Below are 16,681 nucleotides of genomic sequence, written 5' to 3'. Positions count from 1 at the left end.
CAATGACCAAACGAATTCTGCAGATCGTCGCGGTCGTCCTCGTGGTCCTCATCGGTGTGATCGCGTGGGTCGGTTTCACCCGCGCGACGACGAAGTCGGTCACCGCCTACTTCCCGACGGCCACCGGTCTCTACGAGGGTGATCCGGTGCGTGTGCTCGGGGTGAACGTGGGCGAGGTCCGCTCCATCACGCCGCGCAGCGGCGATGTCCGCGTCGAACTGCAGGTGGACAAGGACACCGCCGTCCCGGCCGATGCGAAGGCCGTCGTCGTCGCACAGAGCCTGGTGTCGGGTCGCTTCATCCAGCTGACACCGGTGTATTCCGGTGGGCCGCAACTCGAGAACGGCGGCACCGTCCCGATGGAGCGGACAGCCGTTCCGATGGAATGGGACGACATCAAGAAACAGCTGAACCGCCTGACCGAGGCCGTCGGACCGAAGGGCACCGACCCGGGTACCGCGGAGAAGGTCATCGACGTCGCCGAGAAGAATCTCACCGGAAACGGTGCGGCCATCAACCGGTCGATCAACGAACTGTCCGACGTGATGGGCACCCTGGCCGCGGGCAGTGGAGATCTGTTCGCGACCATCCGCAGTCTGCAGAAGCTGACCGACGCCCTGTCGGACAGCCACGAACAACTCGTGCAGTTCAACGGACGGATCGCGTCGGTGAGCGACGTCCTCGCCGACAACACGAAGGGCCTGAACGAGGCGCTGCACGAACTGGATTCGGCGATGGGCGACATCCAGGTGTTCATCGACCAGAACAAGAACGCGCTGACGTCGTCGGTGAAGAGCCTGGCCGACACCACGCGGATTCTCGCCGAGAAGGACGAACAGGTGCGCGGAGTGCTCCACTCGGCGCCCAACCAGCTCGCGAACTTCTACAACATCTACAACCCGCTCACCGGATCGCTGTCGGGTGTGTTCGGACTCGGTATGGGCAACAACCTGATCACCCTGCTGTGCGGCACGATGGACGCCAACAACCGGCCCGGGGCCAGCAAGGCCGACGTCGAACACTGCGCCGATGTCCTCGCGCCGATGCTGTCGACGATCGCCGTCGCCTACCCGCCGTTCATGACGAATCCGGTCAGCGGCATCAACGCGACACCGGATCAGATCACCTACCAGAACTCGAGCGTCGAGGCACGGGCGAAGGCCGGAGTGCGTGCGCAGGACGCACAGACCCGCCGAGACAACGGCGGCGGTGCGCTCGGTGACCTGCTCGTGCCGTGGGGAGGCGAAGGATGAGGCGCCACCTGCGGATGGCGATCGCCCTGCTCGCCGTGATCCTCGCGTCGTCGGCGTGTGGATTCTCCGGACTCAACAACCTTCCCGTGCCGGGCGCACAGGGGACCGGCAACGGCTCCACCGAGATCAGCGCCGTCCTGCCGAGCGCCGCCGGTCTGGTCACCAACGCCCCGGTCATGATGGACGACGCGACCGTCGGCAGCGTTGGCAAGATCACCGTGGAGAACTGGAACGCCGATCTGGGCATCCGGCTCGATCCGGGCGTGCGGGTCCGCAAGGGCTCACATGTGATGGTCGGGATGACCAGCGTCCTCGGCTCGACGCACCTGCAGATCGTCGAACCGGAGACCTCGGACGGGTATCTGCAACCGGGAGATCAGATCCCTCTGCCCGCGTGCCCTCAGCAGGCGAACATCGCCACACCGACCGACGTGGCGCCCGTCGCCGACATCAACTCCGCCCAGCAGGTCCCCGGGTGTTCGTACCCGACGACGGAGCAGGTGCTGAGTTCGTTGTCGGTGGTGCTCAACGGCGGTGGGCTCTCGCAGTTCGGCGACATCGTGCACGAGATGAACTCGATCTTCGACGGTCACCAGAAGCAGATCCGCTCGCTGATCCCACGACTGTCCACCCTGGTCGCCGACCTCGACCGTCAGACCGGGAACATCATCTCGGCGATGGACGGGCTCGATCGGCTGAGCGCGTCGATCAACGAGCAGAAGCCGACGGTGGAGAGGGCTCTCGCCGACGCGCCGAAGATCCTGCAGTTGCTGAACGACCAGCGCCAGCAGTTCGTGACGGCTCTCGACTCACTCGCCCGGCTGTCGAAGACCACCAACGACGTGCTCGATGCCAACAGTGAGGACATCAAGACGATCGTCGGCAACGTCAAACTCGCTCTCGCTCAACTCGCGGCGGCCGGTCCGTCGTTGCCTGGGTCGCTCAAGATCCTGCTGACGTTCCCGTTCCTCGAGGAGGCGATCCCGACCATCGTCAAGGGCGACTACGTGAACTCCGACCTCGTCCTCGACCTCACCTTCGAGAAGCTGAACGACAGCATCTTCCGGGCGGTCGGTGTGGTCGGACCGGAAGCGGTCGCCGGGAAGCCGGCGGGTGCGGCGAAGCAGGGGATGAATCCGTTCACGTCGCCGCTCAAGCCCGGCGGCGAACGCAAGCCGGACACCAAGGACCCGGTCCCGTCGATTCCCGGCCTGCCCAAGCTGCCCGCACTTCCGGCGATTCCCGGGGTAGGGGGTAACTGATGAAGATCACCCGGTTCGTCCGGATTCAGCTGACGATCTTCGCGATCGTCACGGTCGTCGCCATGGTCGCCATGGCCATCTACTACGTGAAGCTGCCCGCGATGGCAGGTGTCGGACGCTATGCGGTGCAGCTGGATCTGCCGAACACCGGTGGCCTGTACCAGAATGCGAACGTCAGCTATCGCGGCGTCAATGTCGGCAAGGTGACCGGGGTGCGGCTCACCGAGAGCGGAGTGCAGGCGGAGCTGTCGATCAACAGTGACGCGAAGATCCCGGCGTCATCGAATGCGGCCGTGCGCAGTGTGTCCGCCGTCGGCGAGCAGTACGTCGAGTTCACCCCGCAGCCCGACGGCCCGTCGGGGGACCTGCACAACGGGTCGGTGGTCACCAGTGACGATGTGCCCGTGGAGATCTCGTCGGTGCTGGATCAGGCGAACGCGCTGTTGGACAAGGTCGGTGACACCAAGTTGCGTGCCCTGATGGACGAGGCGTTCACCGCGTTCAACGGGACGGCGGAGAATCTGCGGCGGCTGCTCGACTCGATGGTCCTGCTGGTCGACGACGCCGACAAGAACACCGGTGTCACCATCGACCTGGTCCGTCAGGCGGGGCCGTTGCTGGCGACCCAGTCGGCCACCTCGGACGAGATCCGGGCGTGGACCGCGAACGTCACGAAGGTGACCGATCAGCTGCGGGCCAACAACCCGGAAATCACCGGGATCCTGCAGAAGGGGCCGTCGACGGCGTCGAAGTCGCAGGATCTGTTCGCCTCGATGGACGAGACGTTGCCGATGCTCATCTCGAATCTGGGCGTCGCGTCGAAGACGCTGGCGGTGTACCTGCCGAACCTGCAGCAGGTCCTGGTCATCTATCCGCGACTGATCGACGCCCTGCTGACCGCACTCAACGCCGGCGATCCGCGCTATGGCCCGAGCGTCGAGTTCTCGTTGGGCTTCCAGGATCCCCCACCGTGCACGATCGGTTATCTCCCGCGCTCGGACTGGCGGTACCCGTCGGCCCAGACCGCCCGGGAGTTGCCGCCCGGCATGCTGTGCCGGGTCCCGCAGAACGCGCAGGTGGCCGTCCGCGGTGCCCGCAACTATCCCTGTGTGGAGTTCCCCGGGCGGCGCGCGCCGACGCCCGAGGAGTGCCGTACCGGCTACAAGCCGCTGCCCGGATACAACAACGCCCTGCCGAACGGTATCCCCGGCGTGCGGCTGCCCACCGATCCCGCGGGTTACACGACCCCGGGGACGCCGACCGACCATGAGCCCGGACCCGCGGTCTATGCCACCAGTTACGATCCGAAGTCAGGAGATTTCATCGGACCGGATGGCAAGACGTACAACGCCGGTACCGGGCAGGATTCGCGAGGACAAGACAGTACATGGCAGAGCCTGATAACGCGGACCGTGCACGGATGAACGAGGGCACGGATCCCGGCGACACCGAACAGAACAGCACCGAAGCCGGCAACACCGAACCCGGCGCCGCGGAGGCCGGCAACACCGAACCCGGCGCCGCGGAGTACGACAACACCGACGGAGCACGCGCCGCGACCGGCGGCAGCGAACGCAAGGGACCCGTCCGGTCGGCGCCGCTGCGCCGTAAGCGCCGGCCACCGGCGCGATCGGCCGACGAGTGGACCGACGCGCCCGGCACCGCGGATCTGTCGGACGACACCCCGGGCACGTCCGAGGTGGTCACTCCCGTCGACCCCGATCCCGCCGCCGCCCCCGACCCGGCACCACCCGAGCCGGAACCCGAGGCCGTCGAACGCGAACTGAGTTATCGCGAGCGTCGCAACCGCCGGATGTCGTCGACGCCGGCCGCAGGTGCGGGTCGCGGCGTCCGGTACCGCGGTAGTCGCACACGCTCCGCGTCGACGATCGCCGCCGTCAGCGTGTGTGCGGTGCTGCTCGTCGCGAGCATCGTCGCGGCCGCCGTCTTCGCGACCGGCATCGGACGGATCAGAGATCAGCAGGAGCTGCGTGAGGAGTACTCCGGCTTCGCCCAACAGATGGTGGTGAACCTGACCTCCCTCAACGCCGGCAACGTCGACGACGCGATGAAGACGTTGGAGGACAAGACGAGTGGTCGTGCCCACCAGCAGATGCAGGAGTCGATGAAGCAGGCGGTCAGTCTGGTTCGCGACCAGAACCTCGAGACGAAATCGACCGTCCTGTCCGACGCCGTGACGCAGTCGACGCCGGACGAGGGCACCGTCATCCTCGTATACGGGTGGCAGATGAAGCCCGAGAACCCGAAGGAACAGACGATAGTGCAGACCTTCCGCTGGCGCGTGCAGATCACGCGCATCAACGGAGAACTGAAGATGACCAACTTCGAGTGGGTGACGTGATGACAGTGTCGACCCGACGTCTCGTCGCCGGTGCCGTCGTCGTCCTCACCGTCGCGGCGATCGCCGTCGCCGGATTCCTCGGATACCGCTACTACGATCTGCGGCAGACCGAGAACGCCCGCGACTCCTCGCTCGCTGCGGCCAAGGACTACGCGACCACGATGTTCGGGTACACGCCCCAGAACGTCGAAGATCATGTCGCACAGTCGCAGAAGGTGCTGACCGGCGCGGCGAAGCCCACGTACGACGAACTCGTCACGAAGAACAATCTGGTCTCCGAGGTCCGCAAGCAGCAGGTGGTGTCCGAGGCGGCGATCCAGGACGCGGGCGTAGTCACCAACACGGCCGACACGTCGACGGTCCTGATCTTCATGAACCAATCCGTCACGCGCGGTGGGAAAGATCTCGTGCGCGTCGATCCGAGCCGGCTCACGTTCACGATGGTCAAGCGCGACGATCAGTGGCTGATCGAGGGCATCGACGTGATCACCGACGACTCGTTCCGCAGCCGGATCCAGCAGACCGACACCCCGCCACCCGGAGCCGTGCCGCTGCCGAACCCCGCGCAGGGATCGTCGGAGGCGCAGTCATCGGCACCGGTGCCGTCGGCACCTGCGGGCTGATCTCGATACGCGTCGGGCTCGTAGGCTCGCGCGTCGTTACACGATCGGCGGGTGGGGCAACCGCTCCGGCGCCATATCGTCGGCGGGCATGGCGACAGCAGAAAGGGCCGGCCACCTCTCGGTGGCCGGCCCCGCCCCCCTGTGAGAGCAGGCCTTCAGGACTCCGACGTGTATCCCATCGGCATCAGGATCGACTTGTGCTCGAGATACGACTCGAGGCCCTCGCGTCCGTTCTCGCGGCCGATGCCCGAGTTCTTGTAGCCGCCGAACGGTGACGCGGGATCGATGGCGTACCAATTGATCCCGAGTGTCCCGGTACGGATCTGCTTGGCGATCGCGACACCGCGCTCAACGTCGGCGGTCCAGATCGACCCGGCGAGACCGTAATCCGAGTCGTTGGCGATGGCGATGGCGTCGTCGTCGGTGTCGTAGGCGATGACGCTGATGACCGGGCCGAAGATCTCCTCGCGCGCGATCGTCATGTCGTTGGTGACCCCGGTGAAGATGGTGGGCGTCACGTAGAAGCCGTTGTCGAGGCCCTCGGGACGGGTGCCCTCCAAAACCGCTGTCGCACCTTCTTCCTTGCCTTTCGCGACGTAGCCCTCGACCTTGTCGCGCTGCTTCTCGGTGATGATCGGCCCGAGCGTGGTGCCCTCGGTAGTCGGCAGGCCGGGGGTGAACGACTTGGCGGTCTCGACCATTGCGGCGACGATCTCGTCGTGCCTCGAGCGCGGGACCAACACGCGGGTCTGGGCAACACACGCCTGACCGGCGTTGATGAGCCCGGCGGAGAAGACGAGCATGTGGATGTTCGCCTCGAGGTCGACGTCGTCGAGGACGATCGCGGCGGACTTGCCGCCGAGTTCGAGCGAGCAGCGTTTGAGGGTCTCACCGCATCGTGCGGCGATCGCCCGGCCGGCCGCCGTCGAGCCGGTGAAGGTGATCTTGTCGACGTCCGGGTGGTCGACGAGCGCCTTACCGGTCGCGACGTCGCCCGGGATCACCGAGATGACCCCCTCGGGCACACCGGCTTCCACGAACAGCTGCGCGAGCAGGTTGGCGTTGAGCGGAGTCTCGGGTGCCGGCTTGAGCACGATCGAACAGCCGGCTGCCAACGCGGGCCCGAACTTGTTGCACAGCAAGAACAACGGGACATTCCAGGCGATGATCGCGCCGACGACACCGACCGCCTCGCGGGTCACGAGCGTCTCACCGAACAAGCCGGTACGACGCTCCTCCCACGGAAAATCGGTCGCCGCGGTGGCGTATCCCTGCAGCACGCCCGTCCCGGCGAGTTGCTGGAGGGTCGCGACGTCGGTGGGTGTCGCGCCCATCTCGGCGGACACCAGGTTCGTGATGTCGGCGGACCGCTCGTTGATCAGGTCGGCGGCACGGTTGAGGACCGCGGCGCGCTCGGCGGGCGCCGTGTCGCGCCAGATCCCGGATTCGAAGGCGGTACGAGCAGCTTTGACGGCGGTGTCGACGTCCACCTCGTCGGCCAGCGGCACCGAGCCCACCCGTTCGCCGGTGGCCGGCGAGAACACCTCGAGCGTCTCGGTCGAATGCGGATCGACCCACTGCCCACCGATGAACAGTTGCGATTGGTCGCCGGCGCCGACAAGATCGGCGGCCGGACGGGACTCGACGGTCTCGGTCATGAAATGTGCTCCTGGTGATGGTGTGAACTACTCCACACCCGATACTAGAACACGTTCTAACTTTAGGGCCAGGGGCATCCGGGACGAAGGTCGTCAGCGGCCGAAGCGGATCATCGCGGTCAGCCCCTCGGCAACGTCGTGCAGGACGGTGACCTGGTCGGCGACTGAGTGGCACTCCAGTAGTCGCTGGCGATCCGCCGGTCCGATGGGCAGTCGGATGGCCCACTCGAAGACGCCGAACACGGCGAGATCCGCGAGGTCGAAGTCCGGCAACCCCACCGGGACAGCCTCGGGCCTGACCTCGGCGACTTCGTCGACGAACGCGCGCAGTTCGAGAGCCAGTGCGCGCAGCGACGCCTCGTCGTCGGGATCGATCTCGATGGCCGGCAGGGTCTCGGTGACCGCCCGCGGATACGGGTCGTCGGCCAGCCACTCGATCACCCGGAAGCGTTCCGCTCCCGTGCAGGTCAGCGATGCGCGACCGTCGGGTTGCGCCAGCACGTTCTCGATGCGCGCGAAGGTGCCGATGTCATGACGGACGTCGCCACCACCGACCTCGTGTCCACGGGCGATGAGCGTGACACCGAACCGGCCGCCGTCGGGCCCGCTGTCGAGGCAATCGGCCAGCATCTGCCGATAACGCGGCTCGAAGATCCGCAGCGGCAGTGGTTCGCCGGGCAGCAACGCGGTGCCCAGTGGGAACATCGGCGTGACCGGCACCGGATCGGCGTCGGTCACCTACGACTCGTTCAGGCGCTCGGCCGTGCGTCGAGGACGACCTCGAACTCGAGTAGGTCGGCGCCACTGGCGACGGGCTTGGCGCGCTCGCCCGCGTGGGCCTCGCGTGCGGGACCGGACGCCCACGCCTGGAAGTCCTCCTCCGTCTCCCACTGGGTGACGACGAAGTACCGATCGTCACCCTTCACCGGGCGGAGCAACTGGAATCCGAGGAATCCCTTCGACCCGTCCACCGAGTGGGCGCGATGGGCGAAACGCTTCTCGAGTTCGGGTCCGGCACCCTCGGGAACCGAGATCGCATTGATCTTCACAACAGTCATGTGCCCCACCCTACTGTCGCCTGTTCGTCACCGGAACGGCGATCGGACGAGACCGATGACGGCGACGACGCCGTCGGCGTGCGGATCGGGCTGATCAGCCTACTCGTGTCCTACCCTTGAGCGCGTGACTGCCGATCCGACCGTGCCCGACTGTGATATCGACGGCACGACACGGGTGATCGGCGCGAGCGCACCGGAGACCGGGTTGCGCGACCACGGCGGTCCGGTCGGCGCCGACGGCCAACCCGTGCGCGGCGTCGGGCCGATCGTCCTGCTCCACGGTCTGATGGGACGCGGCCGCACGTGGCGTCGGCAGATCCCCTGGCTCCGACGACACGGCCGTGTGTTCACCTTCGACGCGGCCTTCCACACCGGCGCCGACGCGGAGCCGCCGCAGGGTCCCGACGACATCAGCACCGAACGGTTCGTCGCCGACCTCGCGGAGATCCTGGTCTGGATCGACCAGGGGCCCGCGGTCCTCGTCGGGCACTCGATGGGTGCACTGCACGCCTGGTGCACGGCCGCGGCGTACCCGGAGATGGTGTCGGCGTTGGTGATCGAGGACATGGCGCCCGACTTCCGCGGCCAGACCACCCGCAACTGGACGCCCTGGTTCGACAGCTGGCCCGACCGCTTCACCTCATCGGTCCACGCGCAGGAGATGTTCGGTGCCGTCGCCGGACGCTACTTCTACGAGGCCTTCGACGACGGACGACTGCACGGGCGTCTGTCGGTCTGGACCGACATCGCCGAGGAGTGGGGCGGCCGGGACTTCTGGGGCGAGTGGGCCGCCGTGCGTGTGCCCTCGCTGGTCATCGAGGCCGGCAGCACCGTCACCCCGCCCGGGCAGATGCGGACCATGTGCTCGACCAACCACCGGGCCCACTACCTGCGGGTGCCCGGCGCCGGACATCTCGTCCACGACGATGCCCCCGACGTGTACCGCGGCGCCGTCGAGGCGTTCCTGTCCGCACCGGCCGGCTGAACCGGCGCCGTCGTGAGGAAGGGCGCGTGAAGTCAGTTCGCCTCACCCGCAAGGCAATACCGTCCGTCGTCGGTGATCTCGACGAGTCCGTCGACGAGCAGCGAGTCGAGCGCACGATCGCGCTGCGCGACATCGGTGGTCCAGACGGCGTCGAGCCGATCGCGGATCACCGGGTGATCGGTGCCTCGCAGGACGTCGAGCAGCAGTCCGCGGACCTGACGGTCGGTCCCCGCGAATTTCTGCACCTTGCGCGCCGCACCCGCATGGGCGGGCCGGCCCAGATGCACCCACGTGCAGTCGGCGAGCGGACACACGGCGCAGTTCGGGTTGCGTGCGGTACAGACCAGCGCGCCGAGTTCCATGAGTGCGGCCGAGAAACGAGGTGCCCGATCGGCCGGAGAGCCGTCCGGATGTCGGGGGAGGAGGCCCTCGGCGTCGGCGAGGTCGGTGCGTGACGGGTTCCCGGGCTGCTCGCGGCCGTGCACCGCGCGGGCGATGACACGGCGGACGTTGGTGTCCACCACCGGAACGGACTGTCCGTAGGCGAAACAGGCCACCGCACGTGCGGTGTAGTCGCCGATCCCGGGCAGCGTGAGCATGGTGTCGACGTCGTCGGGGACACGGTCGCCGTGCTGCTCGGCGAGGACGCCCGCGCACTCGTGCAACCGCAGCGCCCGGCGCGGATAGCCGAGTTTCCCCCACGCACGCAGGACCTCACCCGCCGACGCGGCCGCCATCGCCGACGGCACGGGCCACCGCTGCACCCACTCCTGCCACGGGCCGACGACGCGCGACACCGGCGTCTGCTGCAACATGATCTCGCTGATCAGGATCTGCCAACCGGACAGGCCGGGGGCGCGCCAGGGCAGGTCGCGCTCGTGGAGGTCGAACCAGCCGAGGAGAACGGCCGGTGGCACACTAATGGCCATGAGCCAAGTGACGCCCACCGAAGCCTGGAAGATCCTGCAGGAAGGGAACGATCGGTTCGTTGCCGGTGAGTCTCAACATCCCAAACAGGGTATCGAGGATCGTGAGCGACTGACATCGGGTCAGCACCCGCACGTCGTCCTCTTCGGCTGCTCCGACTCACGACTGTCCGCGGAGATCATCTTCGACCAGGGCCTCGGCGACATGTTCGTGGTCCGCACCGCGGGCCAGGTCATCGACTCCGCGGTGCTCGGCTCCCTCGAGTTCGCCGCGGAGGTGCTCGAGGTCCCGTTGATCGCGGTCCTCGGCCACGACAGCTGTGGCGCGGTGAAGGCGACACTCAACGCCCTCGACAACCTCGAGATCCCGGGCGGCTACATCCGCGACGTCGTCGAGAAGGTGAGCCCCAGCATCCTGGCCGGACGCAGCGAGGGCCTGAGCCGCGTCGACGAGTTCGAGGCGCGGCACGTCCTCGAGACGGGCAAGCAGCTCATGGAACGCAGCCGGATCATCGCCGATCGCGTCGCCGACGGCCGCCTCGCGATCGTCGGGCTGACCTATCAGCTCGGCGAGGGACGCGCCCACGTCCGGGGCGTCCTCGGTCAGGTCGACGGCGTCGAGACCGTCGACGTCGCGCACAGCTGACCCATACGCCGGGGGTGAACCCCGACTTGAGACTTTCCGCCGGTCAGACCCTGTTCCCGCGACACGCCGAGCAGGGTCGGACAGCGCTCTGAGATCGGCCGTTAGCGTGGGGGCGTGATCGAACCGCAAGGCCCGTTACCCCCCGAGATCTACTGGCGGCGTCGTGTCGTCGCGCTCGGCGGTGCGGCCATCGCGGTGGCATTGATCATCGGTCTCATCATCTGGGCCACCGGCGGCAGCAACGACAAACCGTCGAACGCCGCGGCGACATCGTCGGTCGCCTCGTCGACTGCCTACTCGGCCGAACCGTCCGCATCGGCGGATCCCTCGGCGAGTGAAGGTGTCTCCGGCGGCCCTGTCGCCGGTGGTGGCAGCGGTGGCGGTGTCGCCGCTCCGTCAGGCAGTGCGGCCGCGTCGTCGGTGCCCGCGCCCGGTGGGTCGTCGGCGGCTCCCGGTCCGGTACCTGCGTCGGGTCTCTGCCCGGACGCCAACATCTCGGTCGTCCTCTACACCGACAAGCCGACGTACTCGACCGGCGATCAGCCCGTCTTCACCATCGTCACCACCAATGCGGGACTCACCGACTGCACGCGCGACGTCGGCAAGGCGGCCCAGAACGTGGTGGTCCGCACCCTCGACGGCACCCGCACCCTCTGGTCGGCCCGCGACTGCTCGCCGCTGCAGACCGTCAACAACGTCAACCTCAAGCCCTCCCAGCAGGTGCGCGACACCATCACCTGGTCGGGCACCACGAGCAGCCCCGGCTGTGACAAGCCACGCGTGCCGATCCCGGTCGGGGCCTACCAGGCCATCGGAAAGATCGGGGAGAAGGAGTCGGCGCCGATCACGTTCAACGTGGTCGCGCCGGCGCAGCAGCCCTGAGGATCATGCCTCACCCGATCTGAGGAGCGAGGCATCATCCTTGGCGAGGCAACATCCTCACTGTCTCGAAGGGCGGCCATTCGTGAGGCTCGCAGGCTCGCTCTTCAGTGGTCGGGGGCGGTCAGCTCGTCGCCCGCGCAATGAGTTCGACGGGGAGTCGGACCGTCTCGCCCTCGTCGCCGTCGACGAGGCGGAGGAGTCGGGAGACGGCAGTCGCGCCGATGTCGTGAGCCGGCGACCGGACTGTCGTCAGCGGGACAGTAGCTGCGCCACCACCGGGATGTCGTTGTAGCCGACCAGCGCGAGGTCGTCGGGGATGCGCAGCCCGAGGTCGCGGGCCACACCCATCACGCCGATGGCGATCGTGTCGGAGACCGTGAAGATCGCGCGTGGTGGGCTCTGCGATCCCAGGTCGGAGCCGGCGGCGATCCCGCCGTCGACCTCGAACGTCGACTGCACGATGCGCTCCGGCGGCAGCGGGACCCCGGCGGCGTCGAGGGCAGACCGGAACCCTGCGACCCGGTCGGTAGCGGTCGTCGCGTGTGCCGGACCGGCGATGACCGCGATGTCGGTGTGTCCCCGGTCGAGCAGGTGGGCCGCGGCGAGTTCTCCACCGCGGCGGTCGTCGCCGACGAACGGGATTCCGGCGTCGGCATGGCGCGTGACCGCGAGCAGGGGCACGCGCCCGATGGACAGTGAGTCGATGAAAGGAGCGACCGGGCGTGTGCAGGCTGCTGATCATGAGGCCGTCGACCTGGCGGCCGACGAGGAGTTCGATCGCCCGACGTTGCGCATCGACATCGTCGGTGGGACTCGACAGCAGCACCGAATATCCTGCGCGCGTGGCGGTTTCCTCGATGCCCTGGTACGTGGTGGCGACCACGCCGTCGGTGAGTCGCGTCATCACCACGCCGATGGTGGTGGTCTTGCGGGTGCGCAGGTTCGCCGCCCAGAGATTGGGCTGGTAGCCGAGGTCCGCGGCGACTCGTCGCACCCCGTAACGCCGACTCCGACCACCCGTCGGCCGGTTCGCGCTGGCGGAGGATCCGCGAGGCGGTCGACACGTGCACGCCGGCCTGCTCGGCGATCTGCCTCAGTGTCGGCGCCCGGCCACCACCCCGCATACCGTGCTCCACCCGACCTCCCTCGATGTTGACCTTCCTCGGCGACTCCCCTGGTTTAGTGGATGCAAACGTTCTTGCAATCGTTCTCAGCACTGCTTTCGCCGATGGAGGCCAGATATGTCCCGCCCGCAGACCCTCAGTCAGCTGTTCGCCCTCGACGCGCTGCTCGAGCCCGAGCAGATCGCGATCCGCGACACGGTGCGCGGATTCGCCGACCAGAACCTTCGCCCGCATGTCGCGGACTGGTTCGAGAATGCGCAGATCCCCGCCCGGGACATCGCGAAGGAACTCGGCTCCCTCGGTGTGCTGGGCATGCACCTCGACGGCTACGGCTGCGCCGGCATGAGCGCCACGTCCTACGGCCTCGCCTGCCTCGAGCTCGAGGCCGTCGATTCGGGCATCCGCAGCCTGGTCTCGGTGCAGGGGTCTCTCGCGATGTTCTCCATCCATCATTGGGGCAGCGAGGCGCAGAAGCAGGAGTGGTTGCCGCCGATGGCTTCCGGCGACGCGATCGGTTGCTTCGGCCTGACCGAACCCGATTTCGGTTCCAACCCGGCCGGTATGCGGACGAACGCCAAGCGCGACGGCGACGACTGGGTGCTCAACGGCACCAAGATGTGGATCACCAACGGCTCGATCGCCGACGTCGCGGTGGTGTGGGCGCAGACCGATCTCGAGGACGGATCCGCCGGCATCCGTGGATTCGTCGTCCCCACCGACACCCCGGGATTCACCGCGCCGGAGATCCACAAGAAGCTCTCGTTGCGCGCCTCGGTCACCTCGGAACTGGTACTCTCCGATGTCCGTCTGCCGCAGTCGGCGATGCTGCCCGAAGCGCGCGGCCTGCGTGGTCCGTTGACCAGTCTGGGCGAGGCGCGTTTCGGAATCATCTTCGGTGCCGTCGGTGCCGCGCGGGACTGCCTGGAGACCGCGATCGGCTACGCGCAGACGCGCGAGGTCTTCGACAAGCCGCTGGCGGGTTATCAACTGACGCAGGCGAAGATCGCCGACATGGCACTCGAGGTCGGCAAGGCGCATCTGCTGGCGTATCACCTCGGACGCATCAAGGACCGCGGTGAGATCACGCCCGAGCAGGTGAGCACGGGCAAGCTCAACAATGTCCGCGAGGCGATCGCGATCGCTCGCGAATGCCGAACCATTCTGGGCGCCAACGGCATCACCCTCGAGTACCCGGTGATCCGGCACGCGAACAATCTCGAGTCGGTGCTCACCTATGAGGGCACCTCCGAGGTGCATCAGCTGACCATCGGCAAGGCGTTGACCGGTGAGGCCGCCTTCCGATGAACCGCTCTGCGGGCGACGAGAACGGCAGTGCGCTCGGCGGCCTCGTCATCGCCGACTTCGGTCGTGTGCTCGCCGGGCCGTACGCCACGATGCTCCTCGCCGACCTCGGCGCCGAGGTCGTCAAGTTCGAACGGCCCGGCTCCGGCGATGACACGCGGACGTGGGGGCCACCGTGGGTCGGCGATCCCGGCGCCCGGGAGTCGACCTACTTCCTGTCGGTCAACCGCAACAAGCGTTCTGTGGACATCGACCTCGCCGCCGACGACGGTCGGGTCGCGGCGCGCGAGCTCGTCGGCCGGGCCGATATCGTGGTCGAGAACTTCCTGCCCGGCACGATGGATCGTCTGGGCCTCGGGTACGACGCCGTTCGCGAGATCAATCCCGACATCGTCTACTGCTCGATCACCGGATTCGGCGGCGACAACCGGCTTCCCGGCTACGACCTGTTGATCCAGGCCGTCGGCGGACTGATGAGCGTCACCGGGCCCGACCCCGCGACCCCGACCAAGGTCGGCGTCGCGATGGTCGACGTCATCACGGGACTGCATGCGGCGGTGGGGATCCTGGCCGCGCTGCGGCACCGCGACCGTACCGGCGAGGGGCAGCGGGTCGAGGTCAACCTGCTGTCGTCGCTGCTGTCGGCGCTGGTCAACCAGACGTCGGGCTACGTGGCCGCGGGCGTGGTGCCACAGGCCATGGGCAATCGACATCCCAGCATCTCGCCCTACGAGATGTTCGCCACGGCCGACCGCCCCTTTGTGCTCGCGGTCGGCAACGACCGGCAGTTCGCCGCTCTCGTCGATGTTCTCGGCCGTGCAGACCTCGCCACCGACGAGCGATTCGCGACGAACGACGCGCGAGTCGCACACCGGGTGGAGCTCGGATCGATCCTCGACGACATCCTCGCGACCGACACCGCCGACGCCTGGTTCGAGAAGCTCACGGCACGGCGGGTCCCATGCGGCCCGCTCAACGACATCGCCGACGCGATCGCACTGGCCGAGCGACTCGGACTGGAACCTGTCGTCGAGATCGACGACCCCCGGCGCGACGGCCCGGTCCGGCAGGTGGCCAACCCGATCCGGTTGTCCGGGACACCCGCGACCTATCGGTCGGCGCCACCGCGGCTGGGCGAGGACCACGACGTGACCAGCCGCACGCAGGGCGCATCGCACTGAGGTCCCCGTGCTCGGATCTTCGTGCTCGGATCTCCGTGACCGGGATCTGCGCGACCTGATCCATGGCTGCTCCTCGGCGCGGCATCCGGCGCGGCGCGACTCGCCGGATCACAGTCGTTGCCACCCGACGATCGACGGCGTCTCATCGACCGGTGATGGTCCGCCGCGGTCTCGGACGCCCGTTCGAGCTGCTCTGGGCGTCGTTCGCCGTCAGCAGTTACGGCACCTGGCTGGGATTCGGTGCGTTCGCGATCGTCGCCGTCCAGGTCCTGCACGAGGGCCCGGCACAGGTCGCCGCGCTGTCGTCGGCGGGTCTCGCGGTCGGTGCTCTCCTCGCCCTGCCGATAGGCCCGTGGGTGGAGTTCCGTCGGAAGCGTCCGGTCATGATCGTCATGGACCTGATCCGCTTCGGGGCACTGGCCACGCTCCCGATCGCCTATGCGCTCGGCGCATTGACCTTCGGCCAGTTGCTTGCGGTGTCCGTCGTCGTCACTGCGTCGAAGATCGCGTTCGGGGCGGCCAGCGGTGCGTTCGTGAAGGACGTGGTCGATTCGCCGGATCTGTTGCAGGCCAACAGTCGGTTCGAGTCGACGACATGGTCGGCGTCCGTCGTCGGGCCGACGCTCGGCGGCGCGATGGTCGGGCTGGTCGGCCCGGTCGTCACGATCTGTGCCGACGCCGCCAGCTACCTGTTCTCGGCATGTGGGATCGCCGCGATCGGACGCGACGGACAGACCCGTCCACCGCATCGGCCTGCGCAACGGGCGCGGTTCGCTGATGTCGCCGACGGCTGGCGGTACATCGGCAGGCATCGGCCCCTGCGGCTCCTGTTCGTCAACGTCGTCGCCGTGAACGGCCTGATCATGGCCGGCGAGCCACTGCTGGCCGTACTGATGCTCGGAGACCTCGGGTTCTCCGCGTGGCAGTACGGTCTGGCGTTCTCCTGCCCTGTCTGGGCGGTCTGATCGGCGCACGCTGCGCCGGCCGCATGGTCGCGCGGTTCGGTACCCGCGGCGTCTTGTTCGGGGCCGGTGCTGCCTGTGCATGCTGGCCGATCGGTCTCGCGTTCGTCGGGCCCGGTGTCGTCGGTCTGGCCGTCGTGATGATCACCGAGTTCGGACTCATCTTCTGCTGCAGTCTGTTCAACTCGGTGTTCGCGACGTACCGGCAGCAGCAGACGCCTGTCGACCGCCTGTCCCGGGCGCTGACCTCGTGGTCGATCTCGACCAGCCTCAGCATCGCCGCGATCACCGCACTCGGCGGGCTGCTCGCCGCGGCCACGTCGGCGCGTATCGCTCTCGTCGTGGCCGGCCTGCTGCTCCTGCTCACACCGGTCGCGCTGCTCGGGCTGCGACTGCGGGCACGCTCGTCCGTCGACTCCGCCGACGTGGATGCCGAGTCGGCGGCGCGGACCTGATC

General features: G+C 67.8%; 16 protein-coding genes and 1 pseudogene. 12 read left to right on the top strand and 5 right to left on the bottom strand.

Translation table 11 applies throughout. From position 1 onward, the window contains the following. Positions 1-2: 2 nt before the first annotated feature. From QSJ19_RS06395 to QSJ19_RS06375, 5 genes are read left to right on the top strand one after another with little or no spacing between them, the layout of a single operon-like run. Positions 3-1,253: an MCE family protein gene (locus QSJ19_RS06395; RefSeq protein WP_286319117.1), complete on the top strand. Its 1,251-nt coding sequence runs from the start codon at positions 3-5 to the stop codon at positions 1,251-1,253. Then, positions 1,250-2,515 carry an MlaD family protein gene (locus tag QSJ19_RS06390; RefSeq protein WP_286319116.1) on the top strand — a complete coding sequence of 422 codons (1,266 nt, stop codon included), beginning with the start codon at positions 1,250-1,252 and terminating at the stop codon, positions 2,513-2,515. Before QSJ19_RS06395 ends, QSJ19_RS06390 begins: the two co-directional genes overlap by 4 nt. Continuing rightward, positions 2,515-3,939 carry an MCE family protein gene (locus tag QSJ19_RS06385; RefSeq protein ID WP_286319115.1) on the top strand — a complete coding sequence of 475 codons (1,425 nt, stop codon included), beginning with the start codon at positions 2,515-2,517 and terminating at the stop codon, positions 3,937-3,939. Before QSJ19_RS06390 ends, QSJ19_RS06385 begins: the two co-directional genes overlap by 1 nt. Continuing rightward, on the top strand, positions 3,936-4,877 hold the full coding sequence (locus QSJ19_RS06380) for an Rv1363c family protein (RefSeq protein WP_286319113.1): 942 nt from the start codon (positions 3,936-3,938) through the stop codon (positions 4,875-4,877). Before QSJ19_RS06385 ends, QSJ19_RS06380 begins: the two co-directional genes overlap by 4 nt. Continuing rightward, positions 4,877-5,500 carry a hypothetical protein gene (locus tag QSJ19_RS06375; protein WP_286319108.1) on the top strand — a complete coding sequence of 208 codons (624 nt, stop codon included), beginning with the start codon at positions 4,877-4,879 and terminating at the stop codon, positions 5,498-5,500. The genes QSJ19_RS06380 and QSJ19_RS06375 overlap by 1 nt, the downstream gene beginning before the upstream one ends. A 155-nt stretch (positions 5,501-5,655) precedes the next feature. Here the strand turns inward: QSJ19_RS06375 and QSJ19_RS06370 are convergent, their stop codons facing one another. From QSJ19_RS06370 to QSJ19_RS06360, 3 genes are all read right to left on the bottom strand, one after another. Next, the gene (locus QSJ19_RS06370; protein WP_286319105.1) at positions 5,656-7,158 is read right to left on the bottom strand and encodes an aldehyde dehydrogenase; all 1,503 of its coding nucleotides are present in this window, start codon (positions 7,156-7,158) and stop codon (positions 5,656-5,658) included. 93 nt (positions 7,159-7,251) lie between these two features. Beyond that, a complete protein-coding gene (locus tag QSJ19_RS06365; protein WP_286319325.1) occupies positions 7,252-7,863 on the bottom strand; it encodes an LON peptidase substrate-binding domain-containing protein in 612 nt (203 codons plus the stop codon). A 44-nt stretch (positions 7,864-7,907) separates the two neighbouring features. Further along, on the bottom strand, positions 7,908-8,216 hold the full coding sequence (locus QSJ19_RS06360) for an antibiotic biosynthesis monooxygenase family protein (RefSeq protein WP_286319103.1): 309 nt from the start codon (positions 8,214-8,216) through the stop codon (positions 7,908-7,910). Between the two features lie 175 nt (positions 8,217-8,391). On the opposite strand from QSJ19_RS06360, the gene QSJ19_RS06355 reads away from it, so the two are divergent. After that, positions 8,392-9,201, top strand: a complete 810-nt coding sequence (locus QSJ19_RS06355; RefSeq protein WP_502876108.1) for an alpha/beta fold hydrolase — start codon at positions 8,392-8,394, stop codon at positions 9,199-9,201. A gap of 32 nt (positions 9,202-9,233) precedes the next feature. On the opposite strand, the gene QSJ19_RS06350 is transcribed toward QSJ19_RS06355, so the two are convergent. Then, on the bottom strand, positions 9,234-10,130 hold the full coding sequence (locus QSJ19_RS06350; protein WP_286319101.1) for an iron-sulfur binding domain-containing protein: 897 nt from the start codon (positions 10,128-10,130) through the stop codon (positions 9,234-9,236). Here QSJ19_RS06350 and QSJ19_RS06345 point away from each other — a divergent pair. Both QSJ19_RS06345 and QSJ19_RS06340 read left to right on the top strand, forming a co-directional pair. After that, on the top strand, positions 10,129-10,773 hold the full coding sequence (locus tag QSJ19_RS06345; protein WP_187590040.1) for a carbonic anhydrase: 645 nt from the start codon (positions 10,129-10,131) through the stop codon (positions 10,771-10,773). The two genes, QSJ19_RS06350 and QSJ19_RS06345, sit on opposite strands and share 2 nt — an antisense overlap. Before the next feature lie 114 nt (positions 10,774-10,887). After that, positions 10,888-11,655, top strand: coding sequence for a hypothetical protein (locus QSJ19_RS06340; RefSeq protein ID WP_286319099.1), 768 nt, complete (start codon positions 10,888-10,890; stop codon positions 11,653-11,655). Between the two features lie 121 nt (positions 11,656-11,776). Here the strand turns inward: QSJ19_RS06340 and QSJ19_RS06335 are convergent. Continuing rightward, a pseudogene (locus QSJ19_RS06335) lies at positions 11,777-12,779 on the bottom strand (LacI family DNA-binding transcriptional regulator). A 117-nt stretch (positions 12,780-12,896) separates the two neighbouring features. Here QSJ19_RS06335 and QSJ19_RS06330 point away from each other — a divergent pair. The 4 genes from QSJ19_RS06330 to QSJ19_RS06315 all read left to right on the top strand — a co-directional run bounded on the left by QSJ19_RS06330 (position 12,897) and on the right by QSJ19_RS06315 (position 16,679). After that, positions 12,897-14,084 carry an acyl-CoA dehydrogenase family protein gene (locus QSJ19_RS06330; protein WP_286319097.1) on the top strand — a complete coding sequence of 396 codons (1,188 nt, stop codon included), beginning with the start codon at positions 12,897-12,899 and terminating at the stop codon, positions 14,082-14,084. Next, positions 14,081-15,262 (top strand): CaiB/BaiF CoA transferase family protein, encoded by a 1,182-nt coding sequence (locus tag QSJ19_RS06325; protein ID WP_286319096.1) that lies wholly within the window; start codon positions 14,081-14,083, stop codon positions 15,260-15,262. The genes QSJ19_RS06330 and QSJ19_RS06325 overlap by 4 nt, the downstream gene beginning before the upstream one ends. 155 nt (positions 15,263-15,417) lie before the next feature. Beyond that, positions 15,418-16,227: an MFS transporter gene (locus QSJ19_RS06320; protein WP_286319323.1), complete on the top strand. Its 810-nt coding sequence runs from the start codon at positions 15,418-15,420 to the stop codon at positions 16,225-16,227. Beyond that, a complete protein-coding gene (locus QSJ19_RS06315) occupies positions 16,182-16,679 on the top strand; it encodes an MFS transporter (RefSeq protein ID WP_286319094.1) in 498 nt (165 codons plus the stop codon). Before QSJ19_RS06320 ends, QSJ19_RS06315 begins: the two co-directional genes overlap by 46 nt. Positions 16,680-16,681: the final 2 nt, after the last annotated feature.

The sequence above is a fragment of the Gordonia sp. ABSL11-1 genome (assembly GCF_030315685.1).
Lineage (GTDB): Bacteria > Actinomycetota > Actinomycetes > Mycobacteriales > Mycobacteriaceae > Gordonia.
This window is presented reverse-complemented; position numbering and strand designations above follow the sequence as displayed.

Excerpts from the sequence above, each read along its gene's own strand:
- QSJ19_RS06395 (WP_286319117.1), top strand. The coding sequence starts at position 3 with ATGACCAAACGAATTCTGCAGATCGTCGCGGTCGTCCTCGTGGTCCTC.
- QSJ19_RS06390 (WP_286319116.1), top strand. The coding sequence starts at position 1,250 with ATGAGGCGCCACCTGCGGATGGCGATCGCCCTGCTCGCCGTGATCCTC.
- QSJ19_RS06385 (WP_286319115.1), top strand. The coding sequence starts at position 2,515 with ATGAAGATCACCCGGTTCGTCCGGATTCAGCTGACGATCTTCGCGATC.
- QSJ19_RS06380 (WP_286319113.1), top strand. The coding sequence starts at position 3,936 with ATGAACGAGGGCACGGATCCCGGCGACACCGAACAGAACAGCACCGAA.
- QSJ19_RS06375 (WP_286319108.1), top strand. The coding sequence starts at position 4,877 with ATGACAGTGTCGACCCGACGTCTCGTCGCCGGTGCCGTCGTCGTCCTC.
- QSJ19_RS06370 (WP_286319105.1), bottom strand. The coding sequence starts at position 7,158 with ATGACCGAGACCGTCGAGTCCCGTCCGGCCGCCGATCTTGTCGGCGCC.
- QSJ19_RS06365 (WP_286319325.1), bottom strand. The coding sequence starts at position 7,863 with ATGTTCCCACTGGGCACCGCGTTGCTGCCCGGCGAACCACTGCCGCTG.
- QSJ19_RS06360 (WP_286319103.1), bottom strand. The coding sequence starts at position 8,216 with ATGACTGTTGTGAAGATCAATGCGATCTCGGTTCCCGAGGGTGCCGGA.
- QSJ19_RS06345 (WP_187590040.1), top strand. The coding sequence starts at position 10,129 with ATGAGCCAAGTGACGCCCACCGAAGCCTGGAAGATCCTGCAGGAAGGG.
- QSJ19_RS06350 (WP_286319101.1), bottom strand. The coding sequence starts at position 10,130 with ATGGCCATTAGTGTGCCACCGGCCGTTCTCCTCGGCTGGTTCGACCTC.
- QSJ19_RS06330 (WP_286319097.1), top strand. The coding sequence starts at position 12,897 with ATGTCCCGCCCGCAGACCCTCAGTCAGCTGTTCGCCCTCGACGCGCTG.
- QSJ19_RS06325 (WP_286319096.1), top strand. The coding sequence starts at position 14,081 with ATGAACCGCTCTGCGGGCGACGAGAACGGCAGTGCGCTCGGCGGCCTC.
- QSJ19_RS06320 (WP_286319323.1), top strand. The coding sequence starts at position 15,418 with ATGGTCCGCCGCGGTCTCGGACGCCCGTTCGAGCTGCTCTGGGCGTCG.